The sequence below is a fragment of the Pseudomonas sp. CJQ_9 genome, assembly GCF_043106615.1.
In the GTDB taxonomy this organism is placed as follows: domain Bacteria; phylum Pseudomonadota; class Gammaproteobacteria; order Pseudomonadales; family Pseudomonadaceae; genus Aquipseudomonas; species Aquipseudomonas juntendi.
Genome location: NZ_JBICMS010000001.1, coordinates 1 through 18,290, shown reverse-complemented (window position 1 = coordinate 18,290; position 18,290 = coordinate 1). Strand labels below are relative to the sequence as shown.

Here is an 18,290-nt window from a genome sequence, read left to right as displayed (position 1 = left end):
CCGGTACTGGCAAAAGAATACCGCCGATTCACCGCCGGCGTGTAGCACCGCTCGGCCGCTGCAGGCCATGCCGCCGCCAGCGCATCAGCCCCGCGGCCAGGAGCAGCCCTACCAGCAGGGCACCCAGCCCGTAGAATTCGTCATAACCCAGCAGCGGCTTTTCAATGCGTACGTAGCCGTCTTCCTTGAGCAATTCCCGCAACGCCTGGTTGGCTTGCTCCAGGGTGACCTGGCGCAGTTTGCGCACCGGGTTGGTGAAGCGGCCGTCGATGTAGTCGTTCAGCGCTCCCCAGTAGTAATCGGCCAAGGCACTGTTGCCTTGGGTGCTCCAGCTTTCCTTGGCGACACTGGCATCCTTGATGCGGGCGAACGTATCCGGGTCCAGCCCCTCTTTGCGCAGGTGCTTGAACAACCGCTGCATGACCGCTACGGCTTTGTCGATGTCATCGCGCTCCAGGTCGGCATTGACGCTCAGCAGGCCGGTGTCACCAAAACTTTCGCGCTGCACCGAGGGCCCGTACGACAAGCCATTGCGCAGGCGCAGCTGGTCGTAGATGGCCCAGTCCAGGTAGCGTGCCAGCAGGTCAAGGGTGGCCTGGTGGTCGTTGTCCAGTACCGGCTCGATGAAGAGCCAGTGCAGTTTCACGCCGTCACCGAGCCAGCCACGGGTCAGATCGCGACGCTGTTCGGCCTGCTGGGTGATGCTCTCCAGGTTGCGGCGCTCTTCCGGCTCGGTGGCCGGCAGCTCGCCAAACGAGCGTTCCAGATAGGCCGGCAACAGGCGGTCCAGGCCACCGACCATGATCAGGGTCATGTTGTTGGCGGCGTACCAGCGGTCGCGCAGGGCCTGGACCTGTTCCAGGGTCATGTCGTCGACGTTGGAGCGCTCTGGGCACTTCAGGCCCAGCTCGGTGGCCAGTTGGTCGCTGGCGGGGTGGCCGATGTCCTGGCGGTCGAGCCAGCGCTGCAGGTGACCGTAGTGGCCGCCATCCTCGCGTTCGATGATACGTTTGGCGGTGGCCAGGGCCTTGGCATCGATGTGGGTATCGCGGATGACCGCCAGCAACAGGTCGAGTACCTTGCGCTGGTTGCGCGCCGGGGCTTCGATGACGAAAGTGGTATCGGCACTGCTGGTAAAGGCGTTCCATTCCCCGCCAAGCGCCTGCAGGCGCTCTTCCAGGCCGCCTTCGCCGGTTTCATCGATGCCGCTGAACAACAGGTGTTCAAGCAGGTGCGGCAGCTCTTTCTGCTCGCAATCGAAATCATCCAGCCCAACCCCGACCACCAGGCGTATCGCCACATGGTCACGCTCGTAGCCATTTTTCAGAATCACCTGCAGGCCGTTGGGCAACAGGTAGCCTTCCACCCGCGACCGGTCGAGGGCGAAAGTGGGCAGGCTGCAGATCAGGAGGCAAACGAACATCAGGCAACGCATGGGCGAGCTAGGGTCCTCAGCTAGGCAGAATCAAGGCTGGCTGGCTTCATCCGGCACACTGTCGAGCATCAACCCGCCGGTGTCCGAGCCGCCCAGTACCACATAGGCACTGCTACAGAACAAAGAGTTCAAACGCTTCATGTCGGCGATCAGCTCCAAGTGTAGCGAACTGGTCTCCAGGCTTTGCATGACTTTGCGTTGCAGGCGGCTGACGTGGGCGTGGGCCAGGCGCCGCTCCTGGGCCCGGAACCGACGTTTTTCGCGCAGTAGCAAGCGGGCGCTTTCCGGGTCGGCGCTGAGGAACACCGACAAGCCCAGGCGCAGGTTGGCCAGCAATTGTTCCTGCAGGCCGGTCAGTTCTTCCAGGCCGACCTGGGAAAACTCACGGCGCTGGCTGGTCTTCTGCTGCTGGACCTTGCGCAGCATGCGCTCGATGAGGTCGCAGGCCAGCTTGAGGTTGATAGCCACTTCGATGATTTCCGCCCAGCGACGGTTGTCTTGCTCGCTGAGGTCCTCGCGTGTCATCTGCGCCAGGTACAGCTTGATCGCGCTGTACAGGGCGTCGGCATCTTCGCCCAGGGCGCGTACCTGCTGGGGCAGCGCCGTCTGGGTGCCCCGCAGGGCCCCCAGCATGGCTTCGAGCAGGCTGTCGACGATGTCGCCCAGGCGCAGGGTTTCCCGTGCGGCATTGGCAAGGGCCAGGCTGGGGGTCTCCAGTGCGGACGCGTCGAGGTGGCGCGCACGGATCTGGCCGTTGCTGTGTTCCCGCTCGGGCAGCAGCACATTGCACAACCGACCCATGGGGTTGACCGTGGGTAGCATCAGCAAGCAACGGGAGGTGTTGTAGAGCAGGTGGAAGCCGATGACCAGCTCTTGCGGGCTGAAGCTCAGCGAGTCCATCCAGCCTACCAGCGGGTGCAGTACGGGAATGATCAACACCAGGCCGATCAGCTTGTACAGCAGGCTGCCCAAGGCCACCCGGCGGCCGGCGGCGTTCTGCATGCTGGTGCTGATGAACGCCAGCAGGCCACTGCCGATGTTGGCGCCGACTACCAGGCCAATGGCCACCGGCAGGCTGATGACCTCGGCACCGGCCAGGGTCGCCGTGAGCAGAACGGCCGCCAGGCTGGAATAAGAGACCATGGCGAACATCGCCCCGACCAGGGCATCGAGCATGATGTCGCCCGTCAGCGAGGCGAACAGCACCTTCACGCCCTGGGCATGGGTGATGGGCGCGGCGGCCTGTACGATCAGCTCCAGCGCCAGGATGATCAGGCCCAGCCCGATACCCACCCTGCCCAATTGGCCAGCCCGCGTCTGTTTGCGCGAAAGGAAGAAGATGACGCCGAGGAAGATCAACAGCGGCGACAGCCAGGATAGGTCGAACGTGAGTACCCGGGCCATCAGCGCAGTGCCGACATCGGCGCCGAGCATGATTGCCAAGGCGGGGGTCATGGCCATCAGGCCCTGGCCGACGAACGAGGTGACCAGCATGGCCGTGGCGTTACTGCTTTGCACCATGGCAGTGACCAGAATGCCGGCAATGAATGCCAGCGGGCGCTTGTTCATGTTCTGGCCAATGATGCGCCGCAGATTCGAGCCGAATACCCGAAGGATGCCGGTGCGCACGATATGGGTGCCCCAGACCAGTAGCGTTACGGCCGAGAGCAGGTTGAGCAGGGTCAGCATGGCGAAGGCCCCCTGAAGCACAGGCCCATGGGGCCAAGGGAAGAAACGTGAGCGTTCGAATAGGTTTTCATTGCTCACTCAAAGCTTTAGCTGTTTTGCGCAGCGCTTGCCAGCTTCGCACGGTAGTCATCAATTTGAAACATACCGCAAATGAATCATTGCCGGCCTTGCAGACGCCGCGTAGCAGTGATTCAAAAATGAAAAAGGGCCCCGAAGGGCCCCCGCTGTCCTGCACGTTCTGCTCTTACTGACCCGGGATGTCCTTGCGCAGTTTCACTGGGTCATGCTCTTTGCCGTCCTTGCGGGCCAGGGCAGTGCGCATACGAATGTTGATGGCCTCGACCGCCAGCGAGAAGGCCATGGCGAAGTAGACGTAGCCTTTGGGCACGTGCACGTCGAACGCTTCGGCGATCAGTACGGTACCGACCACAATCAGGAACGACAGTGCGAGCATCTTCAACGATGGGTGCTTGTCGATGAAGTTGCTGATGGCGCCTGCACACAACATCATCACCAGCACGGCGACGACGATGGCAGCGATCATCACTGGCACGTGGGACACCATGCCTACCGCGGTGATCACCGAGTCCAGCGAGAACACGATGTCGATGATGGCAATCTGAATGATGGTGTAGAAGAACTTGCCACCTGCGCCTTTGGGCGCTTCATCGTTCTCGTCCTCACCTTCCAGGCCGTGGTAGATCTCTTGCGAGCTTTTCCACAGCAGGAACAGGCCACCGAAGAACAGGATCAGGTCACGCCCGGAGATGCCCTGGCCAAGCACCACGAACAGGTCGGCGGTAAGGCGCATGACCCAGGTGATCGACAACAGCAGCATGATGCGGGTGACCATGGCCAGGGCCAGGCCAAAGATCCGGGTGCGCGGCTGCATGTGCTTGGGCATGCGGCTGACCAGGATCGAGATCATGATGATGTTGTCGATCCCGAGGACGATCTCAAGCGCGGTGAGGGTAAAAAAGGCAACCCAGATTTCCGGGCTGGTCAGCCATTCCATGTTGTTTCCTTCGAGCGGTAAAGGCGACGCGCCCTGCAGGGCGCGTCGCGGTGGGGTAATACGCGTTTATTAAAGACTACTGAACAGCGGGAAAATGCCCATCAGCAGCGCGGCGAACATTATGCACAGGCACACCAGCACTGCCCACTTGAGCGTGAAGCGCTGGTGATCGCCAAACTCGATACCGGCCAGGGCTACCAGCAGGTAGGTCGAGGGTACCAGTGGGCTGAGCAGATGTACCGGCTGGCCGACGATCGATGCGCGGGCCATTTCAACCGGGCTGATGCCGTAGTGGCTGGCGGCCTCGGCCAACACCGGCAAAACCCCGTAGTAGAAGGCGTCGTTGGACATGAAGAAGGTGAACGGCATGCTCACGATTGCGGTGATCACTGCCATGTAGGGGCCCATCGCTTCAGGGATGACTGCCAGCAGGCTCTTGGACATGGCGTCGACCATGCCGGTGCCCGACAGAATGCCCGTGAAGATGCCCGCGGCGAAGATCAGCCCGGTGACTGCAAGCACGCTGCCGGCATGGGCGGCGATGCGGTCTTTCTGCTGTTGCAGGCAGGGGTAGTTGACGATCATGGCAATACTGAAGGCAATCATGAACAGCACCGGCAGCGGCAGGATACCGGCGATCAGCGCGACCATCAGGGCGGCAGTCAGCGCGCCATTGAAGTACAGCAGCTTGGGGCGGCGGGCTTCAGGGAATTGCGAAACGGTGATATCGCTATGGTCGATGTCATCGGTTGGCAGGTGCAGTTCACCCAGGCGGGCACGCTCACGCTTGCCGTACAGGTAGGCAATGGCCAGGATGGCCAGGACGCCGAACAACATGGCCGGGATCATCGGCACGAAAATATCCGACGGGTCCACGTGCAGGGCGCTGGCGGCACGTGCGGTCGGGCCGCCCCAAGGGGTCATGTTCATCACGCCGCCGGCGAGGATGGTCAGGCCGGCCATGATTCTCGGGCTCATCCCCAGGCGGCTGTACATGGGCAGCATGGCGGCGCAGCAGATCATGTAAGTGGTGGCGCCATCACCGTCGAGCGAAACCACCAGGGCCAGCACGGCGGTGCCCACCGAAACTTTCAGCGGGTCGCCCTTGACCAGTTTGAGGATCTTGCGCACGGCCGGGTCGAACAGGCCGGAGTCGATCATCAGGGCGAAATACAGGATTGCGAACATCAGCATCACGCCGGTAGGCGCGAGCTTGCTGATGCCCTCGAGCATCATCGGGCCGATCTTGGCGGAAAAACCGCCGAACAGGGCGAACAGGATCGGTACCAGGATCAGCGCGATCAAGGCCGACAGGCGCTTGGTCATGATCAGGTACATGAAGGTGATGACCATGGCAAAGCCGAGGAAGGTCAGCATGGCAATACTCCAGGCGTGGCGCTACGAAAGGAACGTCGATTCGGGCGGGTCAGCGCGTTTGGCGCTGCACGGGGAGCATGCGGAGGGGGAATGCGCGAAGGCGGGCACAGGAATGCATCAGGATCACCATTGTTGTTGTTGATTGGGCCGGGCGCGGTTGTTACCGGGTGCCCTGGCTGACCGGTCTTGTGCCGGTGGTGGGGGCTATCCTATGAGCACAAGCTTTCAGCCAGCTTTCGCTGATGCAAAGGCGACGAGAGGTAGATGATGCAGCATGTGACCGAGGGTGGCTGCCACTGCTGCGGGCAAGCCAGCTCCATAGGGTGGAAGCCGGCTCGCCGGGGATAGGCGCCATTACAACTGCAGGCCACCTGCAGCCTTGTGCAGTGCCCGCAAATGCTCGCCTATCTGCTTCACATTGGCCTCTACCGCAGAAATTTCCCTGGCCCGCGAAGGGTCCAGCAGCGCCCTCACCTGCTTGTCCAGGTTGGTACTCAGGCGCAGCAACCGGGCCTGCCGTTCCTTGCTCTCCCGCTCCAGGCGTTCGCGTTCTTCGGGCTGCGGCAGTCCATAGCCTTTGCTGTCGAGCAATTCTGCCGGGCGGCTGAGGAAGCCGCTGTTGGCAAGCATTTGCTTGAGCGTGGCATCGGCCTTGTTGACGCTGCCATCTTTCAGCGCTGCGGCATTCAGGTAGCGCTGCTTGACCTCGTCCTGGGCCAGCAACAATTGCCGGCGCAGGCTGGCCTGCTCCAGCAGCAACAGCGCAGCGCTGGTGCGCAGGTCGGCCTGGGCGAACCAGGGGCGACGTTGTTCGGCGCTCAACGCCAGCCAGTCCTCCACCAGTTGCTGCTTGATCGGCAATTGCTTGCGCAGCACCTCGAACATGGCCTGGTACCGCTCGCGATAAGAGTCGAAGCGGTAGCCCAGGCGCAGTGCCTCGCGGGGGTTGTCGAGCACGCTCGTGTCGGCTAGCCCCCTGCCCTTGAGCACGGCCAGCAAACCGTTGGGCATGATGCTGTCCAGGTCATTCAATTGCGGGTTTGCGGTGCCGCTGCGCAGCAACTTCAATGACTCTACGGCACAGTTGTTGGACAGGAACCAGTAGTTGCCGTCGTAGCTCCAGTGCATTTCAGCAGCCTGGCGCACCAGGTTTTCAACTTCTGCGCGGTTCAGCTTCAAGGGCACCGAGGCTAGGCTGCGCAGCTCTGTCTTGGTGTATTCGTCGATGACTTGGCCCAGCGGCAGCACGAACAGACGCGATGGGTAGACGCCGACCAGGCCGTCCCAGCTCGATAGCTGCACATCGTTGACGAACGCGCGGTACGACAGCACCAGGCTCTGGTCCAGGTCGAGGCGGCAGTCTGGCCCGCGGGGGCGGCCGGGTTTGCAGATGACCAGGCGCAGCATGCTGTGGCCCCAGCGGCTGACCAGGTTCTGGTTGGCTTCGGCCAACAGGTAGTCCACTTCATAAACCCGCTCGGGGTCGATTTCGCCCAGTGGCTGGCGGGCGAAGTCGCTGCCAGCATTGATGAATGGCAAGCCCTTGGCACAAGTGTGCTGTGGCGGTGCCCAGCCGAAATGCTCGTGCAGGTACTGGTTGAGCGCAGGGCGGCGGCAACCGTAGCTCGGGTCCAGGAGGAAGTACTCCATGTTCACCGCGAGGTATTCCTTGGGGCTGCTGAGTTCATAGCTGTCGGGACTGCGTACGAACTGGCCGTTGTGCTGCTCACGCTCACCCCGGCGGCCCACGTATTGTGGCCAGCCGGCCAGGTCAAGCAGGCGCGGGTCATCGCTGAGGGTGAAGCGGCGCTCAGCCTGGCCGCGGCATTCTTCAGGCAGGCCGATTTTGCCAACGGTGCCCTGTTGGCGTTTACAGCGGGCAATCAGCGATTTTTCGCGGCTGGGCCATAGGCGCGCACGGTCGTAGATATGGCTGAGTTCGTGTAGCACAGTGGCCAGCAGCTCTTGTCGCACGGTGCCATGAGGGCGGTTGGTGCGCTCAGTGGCGGCACTGCCATCGGTGAGCCCGGGCAGCAGGCGACGGTTGAGCTGAAGGGTGGACACCAGTGTGGCCTGCCCATAGGCGTCGGCTGGCATGTTGTCGCTCCAGCTGACCTGCACGCGGCGGTCGAGTTGCTGTTTGAAGCGCGGGGGCAGCTTGGCCATGGCCTCGTCAAGCAGGGCCTGGCTGGCTTGGGTTTGCTGTGGGTCGAGGCCGGACGACTGCAGCTCGAGCTGCAGGCTGGCCAAGGCGGGCGTGCCGAGCAGCGTCAGGGCGCAGCCGAGCAGCCAGGCACGCACGCGCTTCACAGTGCGAGGATTGCTTCGGCCAATACGTGGTCGCTGGCGCCGCGTGCTTCCGGAACGCGCTCGCGCAGGGTGGTGAGGGCAGCTTCGAGCTGCGCGCCACGGATGTCTCCGTTGCTGGCCACGAAGCTGGCCGCGTCGTCGTGGGCTTCGCGTACCACTTTCGAGTCGCGGATCGAGGTGGTGGTGTCCGAGGTGAAGTCGATCGAACGGCCAAAGGCACGCACGATGATGTTGCTGGTGGCCACCAGGGTCTGTGCCTGGGCCAGGTCAGCCAGCAGGAGCATGCCGAGGGTAGCGGCAATCAGCGGTTTACGCATGGAGCATCTCCGAAAAATTACAGGGAGTCAGAAGTAGTCATTGGACGAGAATTGCTTGCGCCAGTTCCAGATCGCCAACGCCCTGCCGCACGCAATTATGGCGTAATGATTCCAGGGCAGCTTCCAGCCGTGCACCGCGGATCTGGCCATGGGTGGCGACGAATGCCGCGGCATCGTCACGCGCCTCACGCACCAATTTGCGGTCAAAGGGTGCAGTGGTGACCTGGCTGGTGGCGTAGGCCGAGATCACCAGGCCTTGGGTGGTGGTGTCCATGGCATGGGCGCTGGCCATGCCGGCAAGGGAAAACAGCAGCGGCAACAGATAACGCATGGGTTCTACGACAACTGGAATGAACGGTGGCGAGGGCTGGCCCGGCTGTACGGGGGCACCCGGCACAGCCTGGGCGCTTGTCGGCGCTTAGATTGCCAGGATGGCCTGGGCCAGTTCGGCGTCGCTGGCCTGCAGGCTCGGCATTTGTGCGCGGATGTGCAGGAACGCGCTTTCCAGCTTGGCACCGCGGATATCGCCTTGGCTGCCTACGAAACTGGCAGCGTCGTCACGGGCGGCCTGGACGATTTTATCGTCACGGAACGACGAAGAAACATCCGAGGTGGCGTCGGTGGACGCAGCTACCGCCCCTACTACAGCGTCGGTGGTGACGACGAAACTGGTGGCGTTTGCGGTGCCAGCCAGGCTCAGCATAAGAGCGGCGCCAATCAGATATTTACGGGACATTTCGTGGACTCCTGAACTCGGGTCGGGTGGTTCTGCTTATCGGACGCTCGCATTGCTGGTCGCGGTACGTATGACAGTGGTTTCTACCAGACTGCCAAGCCAAGCGTATCACGCGCCGGTGTTTCCAGATGTTAACTGAAGAACGGCCTGCGGAACTGTATCGGTTAATTCTTGATATATAAAAATTGTACCTGTCCAGCGCTCGGCGCTAGGCGCTGTATGCCACAAACAAAAAACCCGTCGCAGTTGCCTGCAACGGGTTTCAGGAATTCGCGGTGCCGGCCGGAGCCGGTAAGCCGGTGCTTAGCGCCAGAAAGGCTTGCTCAGCTCTTCATAACGCTGCGATTCGCTGATGCCAGCGTCGGCCAGCAGGCGAGCGTCCAGGCGAGCCAGTTGACGGCGGCTTGCCATGCGGCGCTGCCACAGCAGCAGAGTGGACAGTGCGCGCAGCGGCAGCGATGCGTTGGATTGCTGGGCGTTGCTTTCAAAAACCAGACCGGAACTGAGGGTACGTTCCATGATGCTTCATCCTTCCGCTTATGGCGGGTTTAGGTAGTGATTTAACTGATGCCAATGATCCTCCTCTCTTGTCCAGAACAGTAGATACAGTTCATGCGAAAGACGATGGCTCAGTTAACTGTGTAACCCTACTGTTGCACTCGAAACAGGCGCAACTGTACTGGTCTGCATCTTTATGGTGCATTTTTGGTGTGTGGCGATGTTCTGCAGGCTTGAAAGAAGCCTAGGACAGGTACAGTAGTACAGTTCTGGATATTCTTGTGTCTGGACGTGAAACGCGAATGGGCTGGAACAGCAGAAGCGGGGCTGCTGTTCCAGACCGCCGCTGGATCAGCTCGCTTGCATGCGGCCGGTTTCTTCCAGGTTCTCGTGCCAACTCAGCGCTTCGCGCAGGATATGTGGCGTATGGCCGCCACGTTGGCAAGCGCGCTCGAAGTAATCGTTCAGTGCCGCGCGGTAGTCTGGGTGCACACAGTTGTCGATGATCACGCGTGCCCGCTCGCGCGGGGCCAGGCCACGCAGGTCGGCCAAACCTTGTTCGGTAACCAGGATGTCCACGTCGTGTTCGGTATGGTCCACATGGCTGACCATCGGCACCACACTGGAAATCGCACCGCCTTTGGCAATCGACTTGGTAACGAATACAGCAAGGTGGGCGTTACGGGCGAAGTCACCCGAGCCACCGATGCCGTTCATCATCCTGGTGCCACACACATGGGTGGAATTGACGTTGCCGTAGATGTCGAACTCCAGCGCGGTGTTGATACCGATGATGCCCAAGCGCCGCACGACCTCAGGATGGTTGGAGATTTCCTGCGGGCGCAGCACGAGCTTGTCCTTGTAGCGCTCGAGGTTACCGAATACATCGGCATTGCGGCGGGTCGACAGGGTGATGGAACTGCCCGACGCAAAACGCAGCTTGCCGGCGTCGATCAAGTCGAAGGTCGAGTCCTGTAGCACTTCGGAGTACATGGTCAGGTCTTCGAAGGGCGACTCGATCAAGCCGCACATCACGGCGTTGGCAATACTGCCGATGCCGGCCTGCAGTGGGCCGAGCTTGTTGGTCATGCGGCCAGCTTCCACTTCCTTCTTCAGGAAGTTGATCAGGTGGTTGGCGATACCCTGGGTTTCGTCATCTGGCGGCAACACGGTAGATGGGGAGTCCGGTTGGTCGCTGATGACGATACCCACGATCTTGGCCGGGTCGATCGGGATGGCGGTGCTGCCGATACGATCGTCGACCTTGACCAGCGGAATGGGCGTGCGGGTCGGGCGGTAGGTCGGGATATAGATATCGTGCAAACCTTCGAGGTTGGTGTTGTGCGAGAGGTTGATCTCGACAATCACCTGCTTGGCGAAGATGGCGAAACTGGCCGAGTTACCCACCGATGTAGTAGGTACGATGTGGCCCTGCTCAGTGATGGCCACGGCTTCGATGACCGCGATGTCCGGCAGCTTCAATTGCTGATTGCGCAGTTGTTCGACGGTTTCCGACAGGTGCTGGTCGATGAACATCACCTTGCCGTCGTTGATGGCCTTGCGCAGAGTGCTGTCTACCTGGAAAGGCATGCGGCGTGCCAACACGCCGGCCTCGGTCAGTTGCTTGTCCAGGTCGTTGCCCAGGCTGGCGCCGGTCATCAGGCTGATCTTCAGTGGCGACTGTTTGGCACGTTCGGCCAGTGCATGCGGGACGGCCTTGGCCTCACCGGCGCGGGTAAAGCCGCTCATGCCGACAGTCATGCCGTCCTCGATCAGACCAGCGGCATCAGCCGCACTCATTACCTTGCTGTGCAGAGAGGACAAGCGGATACGGTCACGGTACATGGATTGTTATCTCGGGCTACTGAAACTACTGCAGCGCAGTCTAGAGATTTCGCCCATTGCCGTCCCACGACCATGGTCGTATGAGAAGCCTCTCGGTAGAGCCGTTGATCCGGATCAATAAAAAGAAAGCCCCGGTAAATGCTTACCGGGGCTTCCTTTATATCGGCGGGTTTGCTGCGGTGTTTTATTCTACAGCCTTGACCATGTCTTCGATAACCTTCTTGGCGTCACCGAATACCATCATGGTTTTGTCCAGGTAGAACAGTTCGTTATCCAGGCCGGCGTAGCCGCTGGCCATCGAGCGCTTGTTGACGATGATGGTCTTGGCTTTGAACGCTTCGAGAATCGGCATGCCGGCAATGGGCGACTTGGGGTCGTTTTTCGCCGCCGGGTTGACCACGTCGTTCGCGCCAAGCACCAGTACCACGTCGGCCTGGCCAAACTCGGCGTTGATGTCTTCCATTTCAAAGACCTGGTCGTAAGGGACTTCGGCTTCGGCCAGGAGCACGTTCATATGCCCAGGCATACGCCCCGCCACTGGGTGAATCGCGTACTTCACGGTCACACCGTTGTGGGTCAGCTTTTCGGTCAGTTCCTTGAGTGCATGCTGGGCACGGGCCACCGCCAGGCCATAGCCCGGAACGATGATCACGCTGTCGGCGTTGCTCAACAGGAAGGTGGCATCGTCAGCCGAGCCGGACTTGACCGGGCGCTGCTCTTGCGAGCCTTGCGCCGCCCCAGCGTCGGTATCGCCACCAAAGCCGCCGAGGATGACGTTGAAGAACGAGCGGTTCATCGCCTTGCACATGATGTACGACAGAATGGCGCCAGAAGAGCCCACCAACGAGCCAGCGATAATCAGCATCGAGTTGTTCAGCGAGAAGCCGATACCCGCTGCCGCCCAACCCGAGTAGCTGTTGAGCATTGAAACAACCACCGGCATGTCGGCGCCGCCAATCGGAATGATGATCAGCACACCCATGACAAAGGCCAGGGCCAGCATGAGGGTGAAGGCACTGTAGTGGCCAGTGAACGTAAACAGCAGGCCCAAGGCGATGGTGGTCAGGCCCAGGATCAGATTGAGCTTGTGCTGACCGGCGAACTGTACGGGTGCGCCCTGGAACAGGCGGAATTTGTATTTGCCCGATAGCTTGCCGAAAGCGATCACCGAGCCAGAGAAGGTAATGGCACCAATGGCTGCGCCGAGGAACAGTTCCAGGCGGTTACCGGTAGGGATCGGGTCGCTGATGGCTGCAACAATGCCCATCGACTGCGGTTCGAGCACTGCGGCGATAGCGATGAAAACCGCAGCCAGGCCGATCATGCTGTGCATAAAAGCGACCAGTTCGGGCATCTTGGTCATCTCGACCCGCTTGGCCATGATCGAACCGGCGGTACCACCCACCAGCAGACCGACCAGTACGTAACCGATGCCGGCCGTGGCCCCACCGTTACCTATGGAGAGCGCCGCGAGCTTATAAATGAGGCCAACCGTAGTGAGGATGGCGATGCCCATGCCGATCATGCCGAACAGGTTGCCGCGCCGCGAGGTGGTCGGGTGCGACAGGCCCTTGAGCGCCTGGATGAAGCACACCGAGGCGACGAGGTAGAGGAGCGTTACCAGATTCATGCTCATGCTTACTTCTGCGCCTCGTTCTTGGTTTTCTTCTTGAACATTTCCAGCATGCGGCGGGTGACCAAGAAGCCACCGAACACATTGACTGCGGCCAAGGCCACCGCCAGGGTGCCCATCAGTTTGCCGGCCGGGGTGACGGTCAGTGCGGCGGCCAGCATGGCACCGACGATGACGATCGCCGAGATGGCATTGGTGACCGCCATGAGTGGGGTGTGCAGCGCCGGGGTGACATTCCACACCACGTGGTAGCCCACATAAATGGCCAGCACGAAGATGATCAGGTTGTAGATGCCGTGGGAAATCAGCATGTCTTCCATTGTCGTGCTCCTTAGCCGTTCTTGCGGACGACCTGGCCATCGCGGCACATCAGGCAGGCCGCGACGATGTCGTCTTCGAGGTTGATGGTCAGTGCGCCGTCCTTGTCGAACAGCAGCTTCATGAAGTCCAGCAGGTTGCGCGCATACAGCGCCGAGGCATCGGCGCCGACCTGGGCCGGCAGGTTGGTGGGGCCGACGATGGTCACGCCATGCGCCTGAATGACCTGGTCCGCCACGGTCAGCGGGCAGTTGCCGCCTTGGGCTGCGGCCAGGTCGATGACGACCGAGCCAGGCTTCATCTGGGCCACCGTTTCGGCACTGAGCAGGGTTGGCGCCTTGCGGCCTGGGATCAAGGCGGTGGTGATGACGATATCCGCCTGCTTGGCGCGCTCGTGCACGGCCTGGGCCTGGCGTTGCATCCAGCTGGCTGGCATTGGCCGGGCATAGCCGCCGACGCCTTCGGCGCACGCGCGTTCTTCGTCGGTCTCGTAGGGGACGTCGATGAACTTGGCACCCAGCGACTCGATCTGCTCCTTCACCGCCGGGCGTACGTCGGACGCCTCGATCACTGCGCCCAGGCGCTTGGCCGTGGCGATGGCCTGCAGGCCGGCAACGCCCGCACCCAGGATCAGTACCCGGGCGGCTTTGACCGTACCGGCGGCGGTCATCAGCATGGGCATGAAGCGTGGGTAGTGATGGGCAGCCAGCAGCACGGCCTTGTAACCGGCGATGTTCGCCTGTGACGACAGCACGTCCAGGCTCTGCGCCCTTGACGTGCGGGGCGCGGCCTCCAGCGCGAAGGCGGTGATCCCGCGTTCGGCCATCTTGCCGATCATTTCGCTGTTGAAGGGGTTGAGCATACCTACCAGCAGGCTGCCGCTGTTGATCAGGGCCAGTTCCTGGTCGTTGGGCGCGACCACCTTCAGGACCAGTTTGGCGCCGTATGCATCGGCTGCGGTCCCCAGGGAAGCACCCACGGCCTCATAGGCACTGTCCGGAATGGCGGCGTTGAGCCCTGCCCCCCGTTGAACGGTGACCTGATGGCCCTGGCCAATCAGTTTCTTGATGGTTTCGGGGGTCGCAGCGACCCTTGTCTCACCGGTCTGCGTCTCGAGAGGAACACCAATGTGCACGACTATTTCTCCTGCGGTGACCTTTGTTTTTGTCAAAGCCAGCGCACTGCGAATGGTGTGCTGGGTGGCTGTGGAGCGCCATCCCGCCGGATCCTGGGCGGGCGAAGCATTTTGCAGACGAACCCATAGGGCTTCAACCGGTTCTGGAGCGAAACGAAGTTAAAACTACAAGTCACCCTGTGACCGCTTGTCGCACGCATAAGATCGCAGCCCATCAACTACGGGCTTTTGCCAGATTAGAAGAAAAAAACAAAAAAATTTTGGCCAGTTCGCTGATGGCTTGTTCGATGTCGCAAAATAACCCGCAAAGCCGCGTAGTCAGGACGGTTAGCGGGTATTTTTGTGCGTACGTAACAGTTTACGAATATGCGACAAATACATATATCTGTAGGTGTTAAAAATAATTGACTACGGGGTCAGGTTATCCCGTTCCTGGGCATATGCCTGCGCTTGGCTCACCAGCCAGTCACGGAATGCGCGCAGTGATGCGGACTCCACCTTGCGTTCTGGAATCATCAGATAGTAGGCCTTGTCGCTAGTCAGGACGTGTCTGTTAGCGACTACCAGCCTACCCTCCTGCAACTCGCGCTGGATCAGAAACGGCGGTATCAGCGCGACGCCCATCTCGTGCATGGCCGCTTGGGCAAGCATCGAAAATAGCTCATAGCGTGGGCCGGTCATGTCACGTTCCACATTCATGGCCACGCTGGCAAACCATTGCCGCCACGCGTACGGCCGCGTGCTCTGCTGCAACAGTGGCAGCTCAGCGATGTGCCGTGCTTCGAGCGTGCCTTGCCCGCCCAGCAGTGCCGGGCTGCATACGGGTAACGGGTTTTCCCCCATCAGCCGCTGCGACTGTGTGCCAGACCAGTCGCCATCACCAAAATAGATGGCGGCATCGAATGTTGTGTCCGCGAACAGAAATGGCCGGGTGCGGTTGGTGAGGTTCACGGTGACCTCCGGGTGGCGCTGCTGGAAGTCTTTGAGGCGCGGTAGCAGCCATTGGGTACCGAATGTCGGTACTACTGCCAGTTCGATCACGCTGGCGCCCTGCTGTCGCATCACTGACAAGGTGTCGCGCTCCACTGCGTCCAGTTGCGCGGCAACCTGGCGGCTGTACGACAGGCCCGCCTCGGTCAGCTTCACACCACGGCGCGAGCGGCGAAACAACTCTACGTTAAGGAACGTTTCCAGGCTGGCAATCTGTCTGCAGACGGCGCCCTGGGTCAAGGAAAGCTCCTGGGCGGCCTTGGTGAAGCTCTGGTGACGCGCAGCGGCCTCGAAGCAAACCAATGCAGAGGTGCTGGGGATCTTGCGTCGCATGTACGTCAACCTCACTCGTCAGGCCGCAAATGTGGCGGGGTTCTGATTTTCGAAGTGACAAAATATCACTATATGGTGCGCAATCCTCGTTTGTATCAGCGGGCAATCAGTCCTAGGCTCAAAGGCACATAAAAACTCCGCCCCCTTCTCGAGGATTCCGCTCATGGCTGGTAAAGCAAGCTTCAACTGGATCGATCCACTGCTGCTGGATCAGCAGCTCACTGAAGAAGAGCGCATGGTGCGTGACAGCGCGTATCAGTTCGCCCAGGGCAAGCTGGCCCCGCGTGTACTCGAGGCGTTTCGTCATGAGCAGACCGACCCGGCGATTTTTCGCGAAATGGGGGAAGTGGGCCTGCTGGGTGCGACCATCCCCGAGCAATACGGCGGCAGCGGCTTGAACTATGTGTGCTATGGGCTGATTGCTCGCGAAGTGGAGCGTATCGACTCCGGCTATCGTTCGATGATGAGCGTTCAGTCTTCGCTGGTGATGGTGCCGATCAACGAATTCGGTACCGAAGCCCAGAAACAGAAGTACTTGCCCAAGCTGGCGAGTGGGGAATGGATCGGTTGCTTCGGTTTGACCGAGCCTAACCATGGCTCTGACCCGGGCTCGATGATTACCCGGGCCAAGAAGGTCGAGGGCGGTTATCGCCTGAGCGGCAGCAAAATGTGGATCACCAACAGCCCGATCGCTGACGTATTCGTGGTCTGGGCCAAGGATGACGCTGGTGATATCCGTGGCTTCGTCCTGGAAAAGGGCTGGCAGGGCCTGAGTGCGCCTGCAATTCATGGCAAGGTCGGTTTGCGCGCGTCGATCACTGGCGAGATCGTCATGGATAACGTGTTTGTGCCGGAAGAGAACATCTTCCCCGATGTACGTGGCCTCAAAGGTCCGTTCACTTGCCTGAATTCGGCCCGTTACGGCATTTCCTGGGGGGCGCTGGGTGCTGCAGAGGCCTGCTGGCACACCGCCCGCCAATACACGCTGGACCGTCAGCAGTTCGGTCGCCCACTAGCTGCAAACCAGCTGATCCAGAAAAAGCTGGCGGACATGCAGACCGAGATCACGCTGGCGCTGCAAGGCTGCCTGCGCCTTGGGCGCATGAAGGACGAGGGCACCGCGGCGGTGGAAATTACCTCGATCATGAAGCGCAACTCCTGCGGCAAGGCGCTGGATATCGCACGCATGGCACGCGACATGCTCGGTGGTAACGGGATTTCCGACGAATTCGGTGTTGCCCGCCACCTGGTCAACCTGGAGGTGGTCAACACCTATGAAGGTACGCACGACGTACATGCGCTGATCCTGGGGCGCGCGCAAACCGGTATTCAGGCTTTCTATTGATAAGGAGCCAGTCCATGGGTGCGTTATCACATCTGCGGGTGCTGGACCTGTCGCGCGTGTTGGCCGGCCCTTGGTCTGGCCAGATCCTCGCTGACCTGGGGGCTGACGTGATCAAGGTCGAGCGGCCGGGCAGCGGGGACGATACCCGCGCCTGGGGGCCGCCCTTCCTTAAAGGTACCAATGGCGAGAACACGAGCGAGGCGGCTTATTATCTGTCGGCCAACCGCAACAAGCGGTCGGTGACGATCGATTTCACGCGGCCAGAGGGCCAGCGCCTGGTGCGTGAGCTGGCGGCGAAGTGCGATATCGTCATCGAGAACTTCAAAGTAGGTGGGCTGGCGGCCTATGGGCTGGATTACCAAAGCCTCAAGGCCGACAATCCGCGGCTTATTTATTGCTCCATTACCGGCTTCGGGCAGACCGGGCCTTACGCCCGGCGCGCTGGCTATGACTTCATGATCCAGGGTCTGGGTGGGCTGATGAGCCTGACGGGGCGCCCGGAGGGTGAAGAAGGCGCTGGGCCAGTCAAGGTAGGTGTTGCCCTTACCGACATTCTGACCGGGCTGTACTCAACGGTGGCTATGCTGGCCGCCCTCGCCCATCGCGACCAGACTGGGGTCGGCCAGCATGTCGACATGGCGCTGCTGGATGTGCAGGTGGCTTGCCTGGCGAACCAGGCAATGAACTACCTGACCACGGGCACGGCGCCCCGTCGCCTGGGCAATGCCCACCCCAACATCGTGCCTTATCAGGATTTTCCTACGGCGGATGGCGATTTCATTCTTACCGTGGGCAACGACAGCCAGTTCCGCAAATTCGCCGAGGTGGCCGGGCAGCCTCAATGGGCGACTGATCCTCGCTTTGCCACCAACAAGCTGCGTGTTGCCAACCGGGCTGAGCTGATTCCATTAATTCGCCAGGCCACCGTGTTCAAGACCACGGCCGAATGGGTGAGCCAGTTGGAGGCAGCGGGTGTGCCGTGTGGGCCAATCAATGATCTTGCCCAGGTGTTCCGTGACCCCCAGGTGGTGGCACGCGGGCTGGCGGTCAGTATCCCGCATGCGTTGGCAGGCAGTGTGCCGCAGGTGGCAAGCCCGATACGTTTGTCGGCGACACCTGTCGAGTATCGGCTGGCGCCGCCTATGTTGGGTGAGCATACCGAGGTCGTGCTTGAAGAGGTGTTAGGGCTAGGAGCGGAAGAAGTGCGCCAGCTGCGCAGCGCTGGCGTGTTGTAGGGAATGCTGGTCCAGCTATATAGCGGGGAGGCCGCCAGGCCTCCCCGCTTTGCTTTTTAAGCGCCCTGAAAGTTTATTT

Annotated in this window: 16 protein-coding genes; 2 read left to right on the top strand and 14 right to left on the bottom strand. The window is 61.0% G+C overall.

Annotated elements, in window-relative coordinates:
* Window positions 1-28 precede the first annotated feature (28 nt).
* The 14 genes from ACF8SD_RS00080 to ACF8SD_RS00015 all read right to left on the bottom strand — a co-directional run bounded on the left by ACF8SD_RS00080 (window position 29) and on the right by ACF8SD_RS00015 (window position 15,631).
* Complete coding sequence (locus ACF8SD_RS00080; protein WP_173887126.1) at window positions 29-1,435, bottom strand: pitrilysin family protein; 1,407 nt, start codon at window positions 1,433-1,435, stop codon at window positions 29-31.
* Between the two features lie 30 nt (window positions 1,436-1,465).
* Window positions 1,466-3,124 (bottom strand): Na/Pi cotransporter family protein, encoded by a 1,659-nt coding sequence (locus ACF8SD_RS00075; RefSeq protein WP_392483358.1) that lies wholly within the window; start codon window positions 3,122-3,124, stop codon window positions 1,466-1,468.
* A 244-nt stretch (window positions 3,125-3,368) separates the two neighbouring features.
* Entirely contained in the window at window positions 3,369-4,139 is a 771-nt protein-coding gene (locus tag ACF8SD_RS00070) for a TerC family protein (protein ID WP_029885361.1), read from the bottom strand.
* 69 nt (window positions 4,140-4,208) lie between these two features.
* A complete protein-coding gene (locus ACF8SD_RS00065; RefSeq protein WP_392483357.1) occupies window positions 4,209-5,516 on the bottom strand; it encodes a CitMHS family transporter in 1,308 nt (435 codons plus the stop codon).
* Window positions 5,517-5,870: 354 nt separating this feature from the next.
* Window positions 5,871-7,826, bottom strand: coding sequence for a DUF4105 domain-containing protein (locus ACF8SD_RS00060; protein ID WP_392483356.1), 1,956 nt, complete (start codon window positions 7,824-7,826; stop codon window positions 5,871-5,873).
* Window positions 7,823-8,143, bottom strand: coding sequence for a DUF2388 domain-containing protein (locus ACF8SD_RS00055; protein WP_392483355.1), 321 nt, complete (start codon window positions 8,141-8,143; stop codon window positions 7,823-7,825). The genes ACF8SD_RS00060 and ACF8SD_RS00055 overlap by 4 nt, the downstream gene beginning before the upstream one ends.
* Before the next feature lie 37 nt (window positions 8,144-8,180).
* Window positions 8,181-8,474 carry a DUF2388 domain-containing protein gene (locus ACF8SD_RS00050; protein WP_173887132.1) on the bottom strand — a complete coding sequence of 98 codons (294 nt, stop codon included), beginning with the start codon at window positions 8,472-8,474 and terminating at the stop codon, window positions 8,181-8,183.
* 87 nt (window positions 8,475-8,561) lie between these two features.
* Window positions 8,562-8,879 carry a DUF2388 domain-containing protein gene (locus ACF8SD_RS00045; protein ID WP_054913238.1) on the bottom strand — a complete coding sequence of 106 codons (318 nt, stop codon included), beginning with the start codon at window positions 8,877-8,879 and terminating at the stop codon, window positions 8,562-8,564.
* 303 nt (window positions 8,880-9,182) lie between these two features.
* Entirely contained in the window at window positions 9,183-9,398 is a 216-nt protein-coding gene (locus ACF8SD_RS00040; RefSeq protein ID WP_003256968.1) for a DUF1127 domain-containing protein, read from the bottom strand.
* Window positions 9,399-9,728: 330 nt separating this feature from the next.
* Window positions 9,729-11,222 (bottom strand): acetyl-CoA hydrolase/transferase family protein, encoded by a 1,494-nt coding sequence (locus ACF8SD_RS00035; protein ID WP_029885367.1) that lies wholly within the window; start codon window positions 11,220-11,222, stop codon window positions 9,729-9,731.
* Between the two features lie 184 nt (window positions 11,223-11,406).
* Complete coding sequence (locus ACF8SD_RS00030; protein WP_173887134.1) at window positions 11,407-12,858, bottom strand: NAD(P)(+) transhydrogenase (Re/Si-specific) subunit beta; 1,452 nt, start codon at window positions 12,856-12,858, stop codon at window positions 11,407-11,409.
* Window positions 12,859-12,860: 2 nt separating this feature from the next.
* Window positions 12,861-13,175: an NAD(P) transhydrogenase subunit alpha gene (locus tag ACF8SD_RS00025; RefSeq protein WP_003256966.1), complete on the bottom strand. Its 315-nt coding sequence runs from the start codon at window positions 13,173-13,175 to the stop codon at window positions 12,861-12,863.
* An 11-nt stretch (window positions 13,176-13,186) separates the two neighbouring features.
* The gene (locus ACF8SD_RS00020) at window positions 13,187-14,308 is read right to left on the bottom strand and encodes a Re/Si-specific NAD(P)(+) transhydrogenase subunit alpha (RefSeq protein WP_173887135.1); all 1,122 of its coding nucleotides are present in this window, start codon (window positions 14,306-14,308) and stop codon (window positions 13,187-13,189) included.
* A 408-nt stretch (window positions 14,309-14,716) separates the two neighbouring features.
* Window positions 14,717-15,631 (bottom strand): LysR family transcriptional regulator, encoded by a 915-nt coding sequence (locus tag ACF8SD_RS00015; RefSeq protein WP_054904518.1) that lies wholly within the window; start codon window positions 15,629-15,631, stop codon window positions 14,717-14,719.
* Between the two features lie 163 nt (window positions 15,632-15,794).
* On the opposite strand from ACF8SD_RS00015, the gene ACF8SD_RS00010 reads away from it, so the two are divergent.
* Together ACF8SD_RS00010 and ACF8SD_RS00005 are read left to right on the top strand one after the other, a co-directional pair.
* Window positions 15,795-16,976: an acyl-CoA dehydrogenase gene (locus ACF8SD_RS00010; RefSeq protein ID WP_054904519.1), complete on the top strand. Its 1,182-nt coding sequence runs from the start codon at window positions 15,795-15,797 to the stop codon at window positions 16,974-16,976.
* A gap of 14 nt (window positions 16,977-16,990) precedes the next feature.
* Window positions 16,991-18,211, top strand: coding sequence for a CaiB/BaiF CoA transferase family protein (locus tag ACF8SD_RS00005; protein WP_392483354.1), 1,221 nt, complete (start codon window positions 16,991-16,993; stop codon window positions 18,209-18,211).
* The last annotated feature ends 79 nt before the right edge of the window (window positions 18,212-18,290 follow it).

Coding starts and splice junctions, on each gene's coding strand:
- ACF8SD_RS00045 (WP_054913238.1), bottom strand. CDS start 8,879: ATGTCCCGTAAATATCTGATTGGCGCCGCTCTTATGCTGAGCCTGGCT.
- ACF8SD_RS00010 (WP_054904519.1), top strand. CDS start 15,795: ATGGCTGGTAAAGCAAGCTTCAACTGGATCGATCCACTGCTGCTGGAT.
- ACF8SD_RS00040 (WP_003256968.1), bottom strand. CDS start 9,398: ATGGAACGTACCCTCAGTTCCGGTCTGGTTTTTGAAAGCAACGCCCAG.
- ACF8SD_RS00015 (WP_054904518.1), bottom strand. CDS start 15,631: ATGCGACGCAAGATCCCCAGCACCTCTGCATTGGTTTGCTTCGAGGCC.
- ACF8SD_RS00055 (WP_392483355.1), bottom strand. CDS start 8,143: ATGCGTAAACCGCTGATTGCCGCTACCCTCGGCATGCTCCTGCTGGCT.
- ACF8SD_RS00035 (WP_029885367.1), bottom strand. CDS start 11,222: ATGTACCGTGACCGTATCCGCTTGTCCTCTCTGCACAGCAAGGTAATG.
- ACF8SD_RS00030 (WP_173887134.1), bottom strand. CDS start 12,858: ATGAGCATGAATCTGGTAACGCTCCTCTACCTCGTCGCCTCGGTGTGC.
- ACF8SD_RS00050 (WP_173887132.1), bottom strand. CDS start 8,474: ATGCGTTATCTGTTGCCGCTGCTGTTTTCCCTTGCCGGCATGGCCAGC.
- ACF8SD_RS00070 (WP_029885361.1), bottom strand. CDS start 4,139: ATGGAATGGCTGACCAGCCCGGAAATCTGGGTTGCCTTTTTTACCCTC.
- ACF8SD_RS00075 (WP_392483358.1), bottom strand. CDS start 3,124: ATGCTGACCCTGCTCAACCTGCTCTCGGCCGTAACGCTACTGGTCTGG.
- ACF8SD_RS00025 (WP_003256966.1), bottom strand. CDS start 13,175: ATGGAAGACATGCTGATTTCCCACGGCATCTACAACCTGATCATCTTC.
- ACF8SD_RS00005 (WP_392483354.1), top strand. CDS start 16,991: ATGGGTGCGTTATCACATCTGCGGGTGCTGGACCTGTCGCGCGTGTTG.
- ACF8SD_RS00065 (WP_392483357.1), bottom strand. CDS start 5,516: ATGCTGACCTTCCTCGGCTTTGCCATGGTCATCACCTTCATGTACCTG.
- ACF8SD_RS00080 (WP_173887126.1), bottom strand. CDS start 1,435: ATGCGTTGCCTGATGTTCGTTTGCCTCCTGATCTGCAGCCTGCCCACT.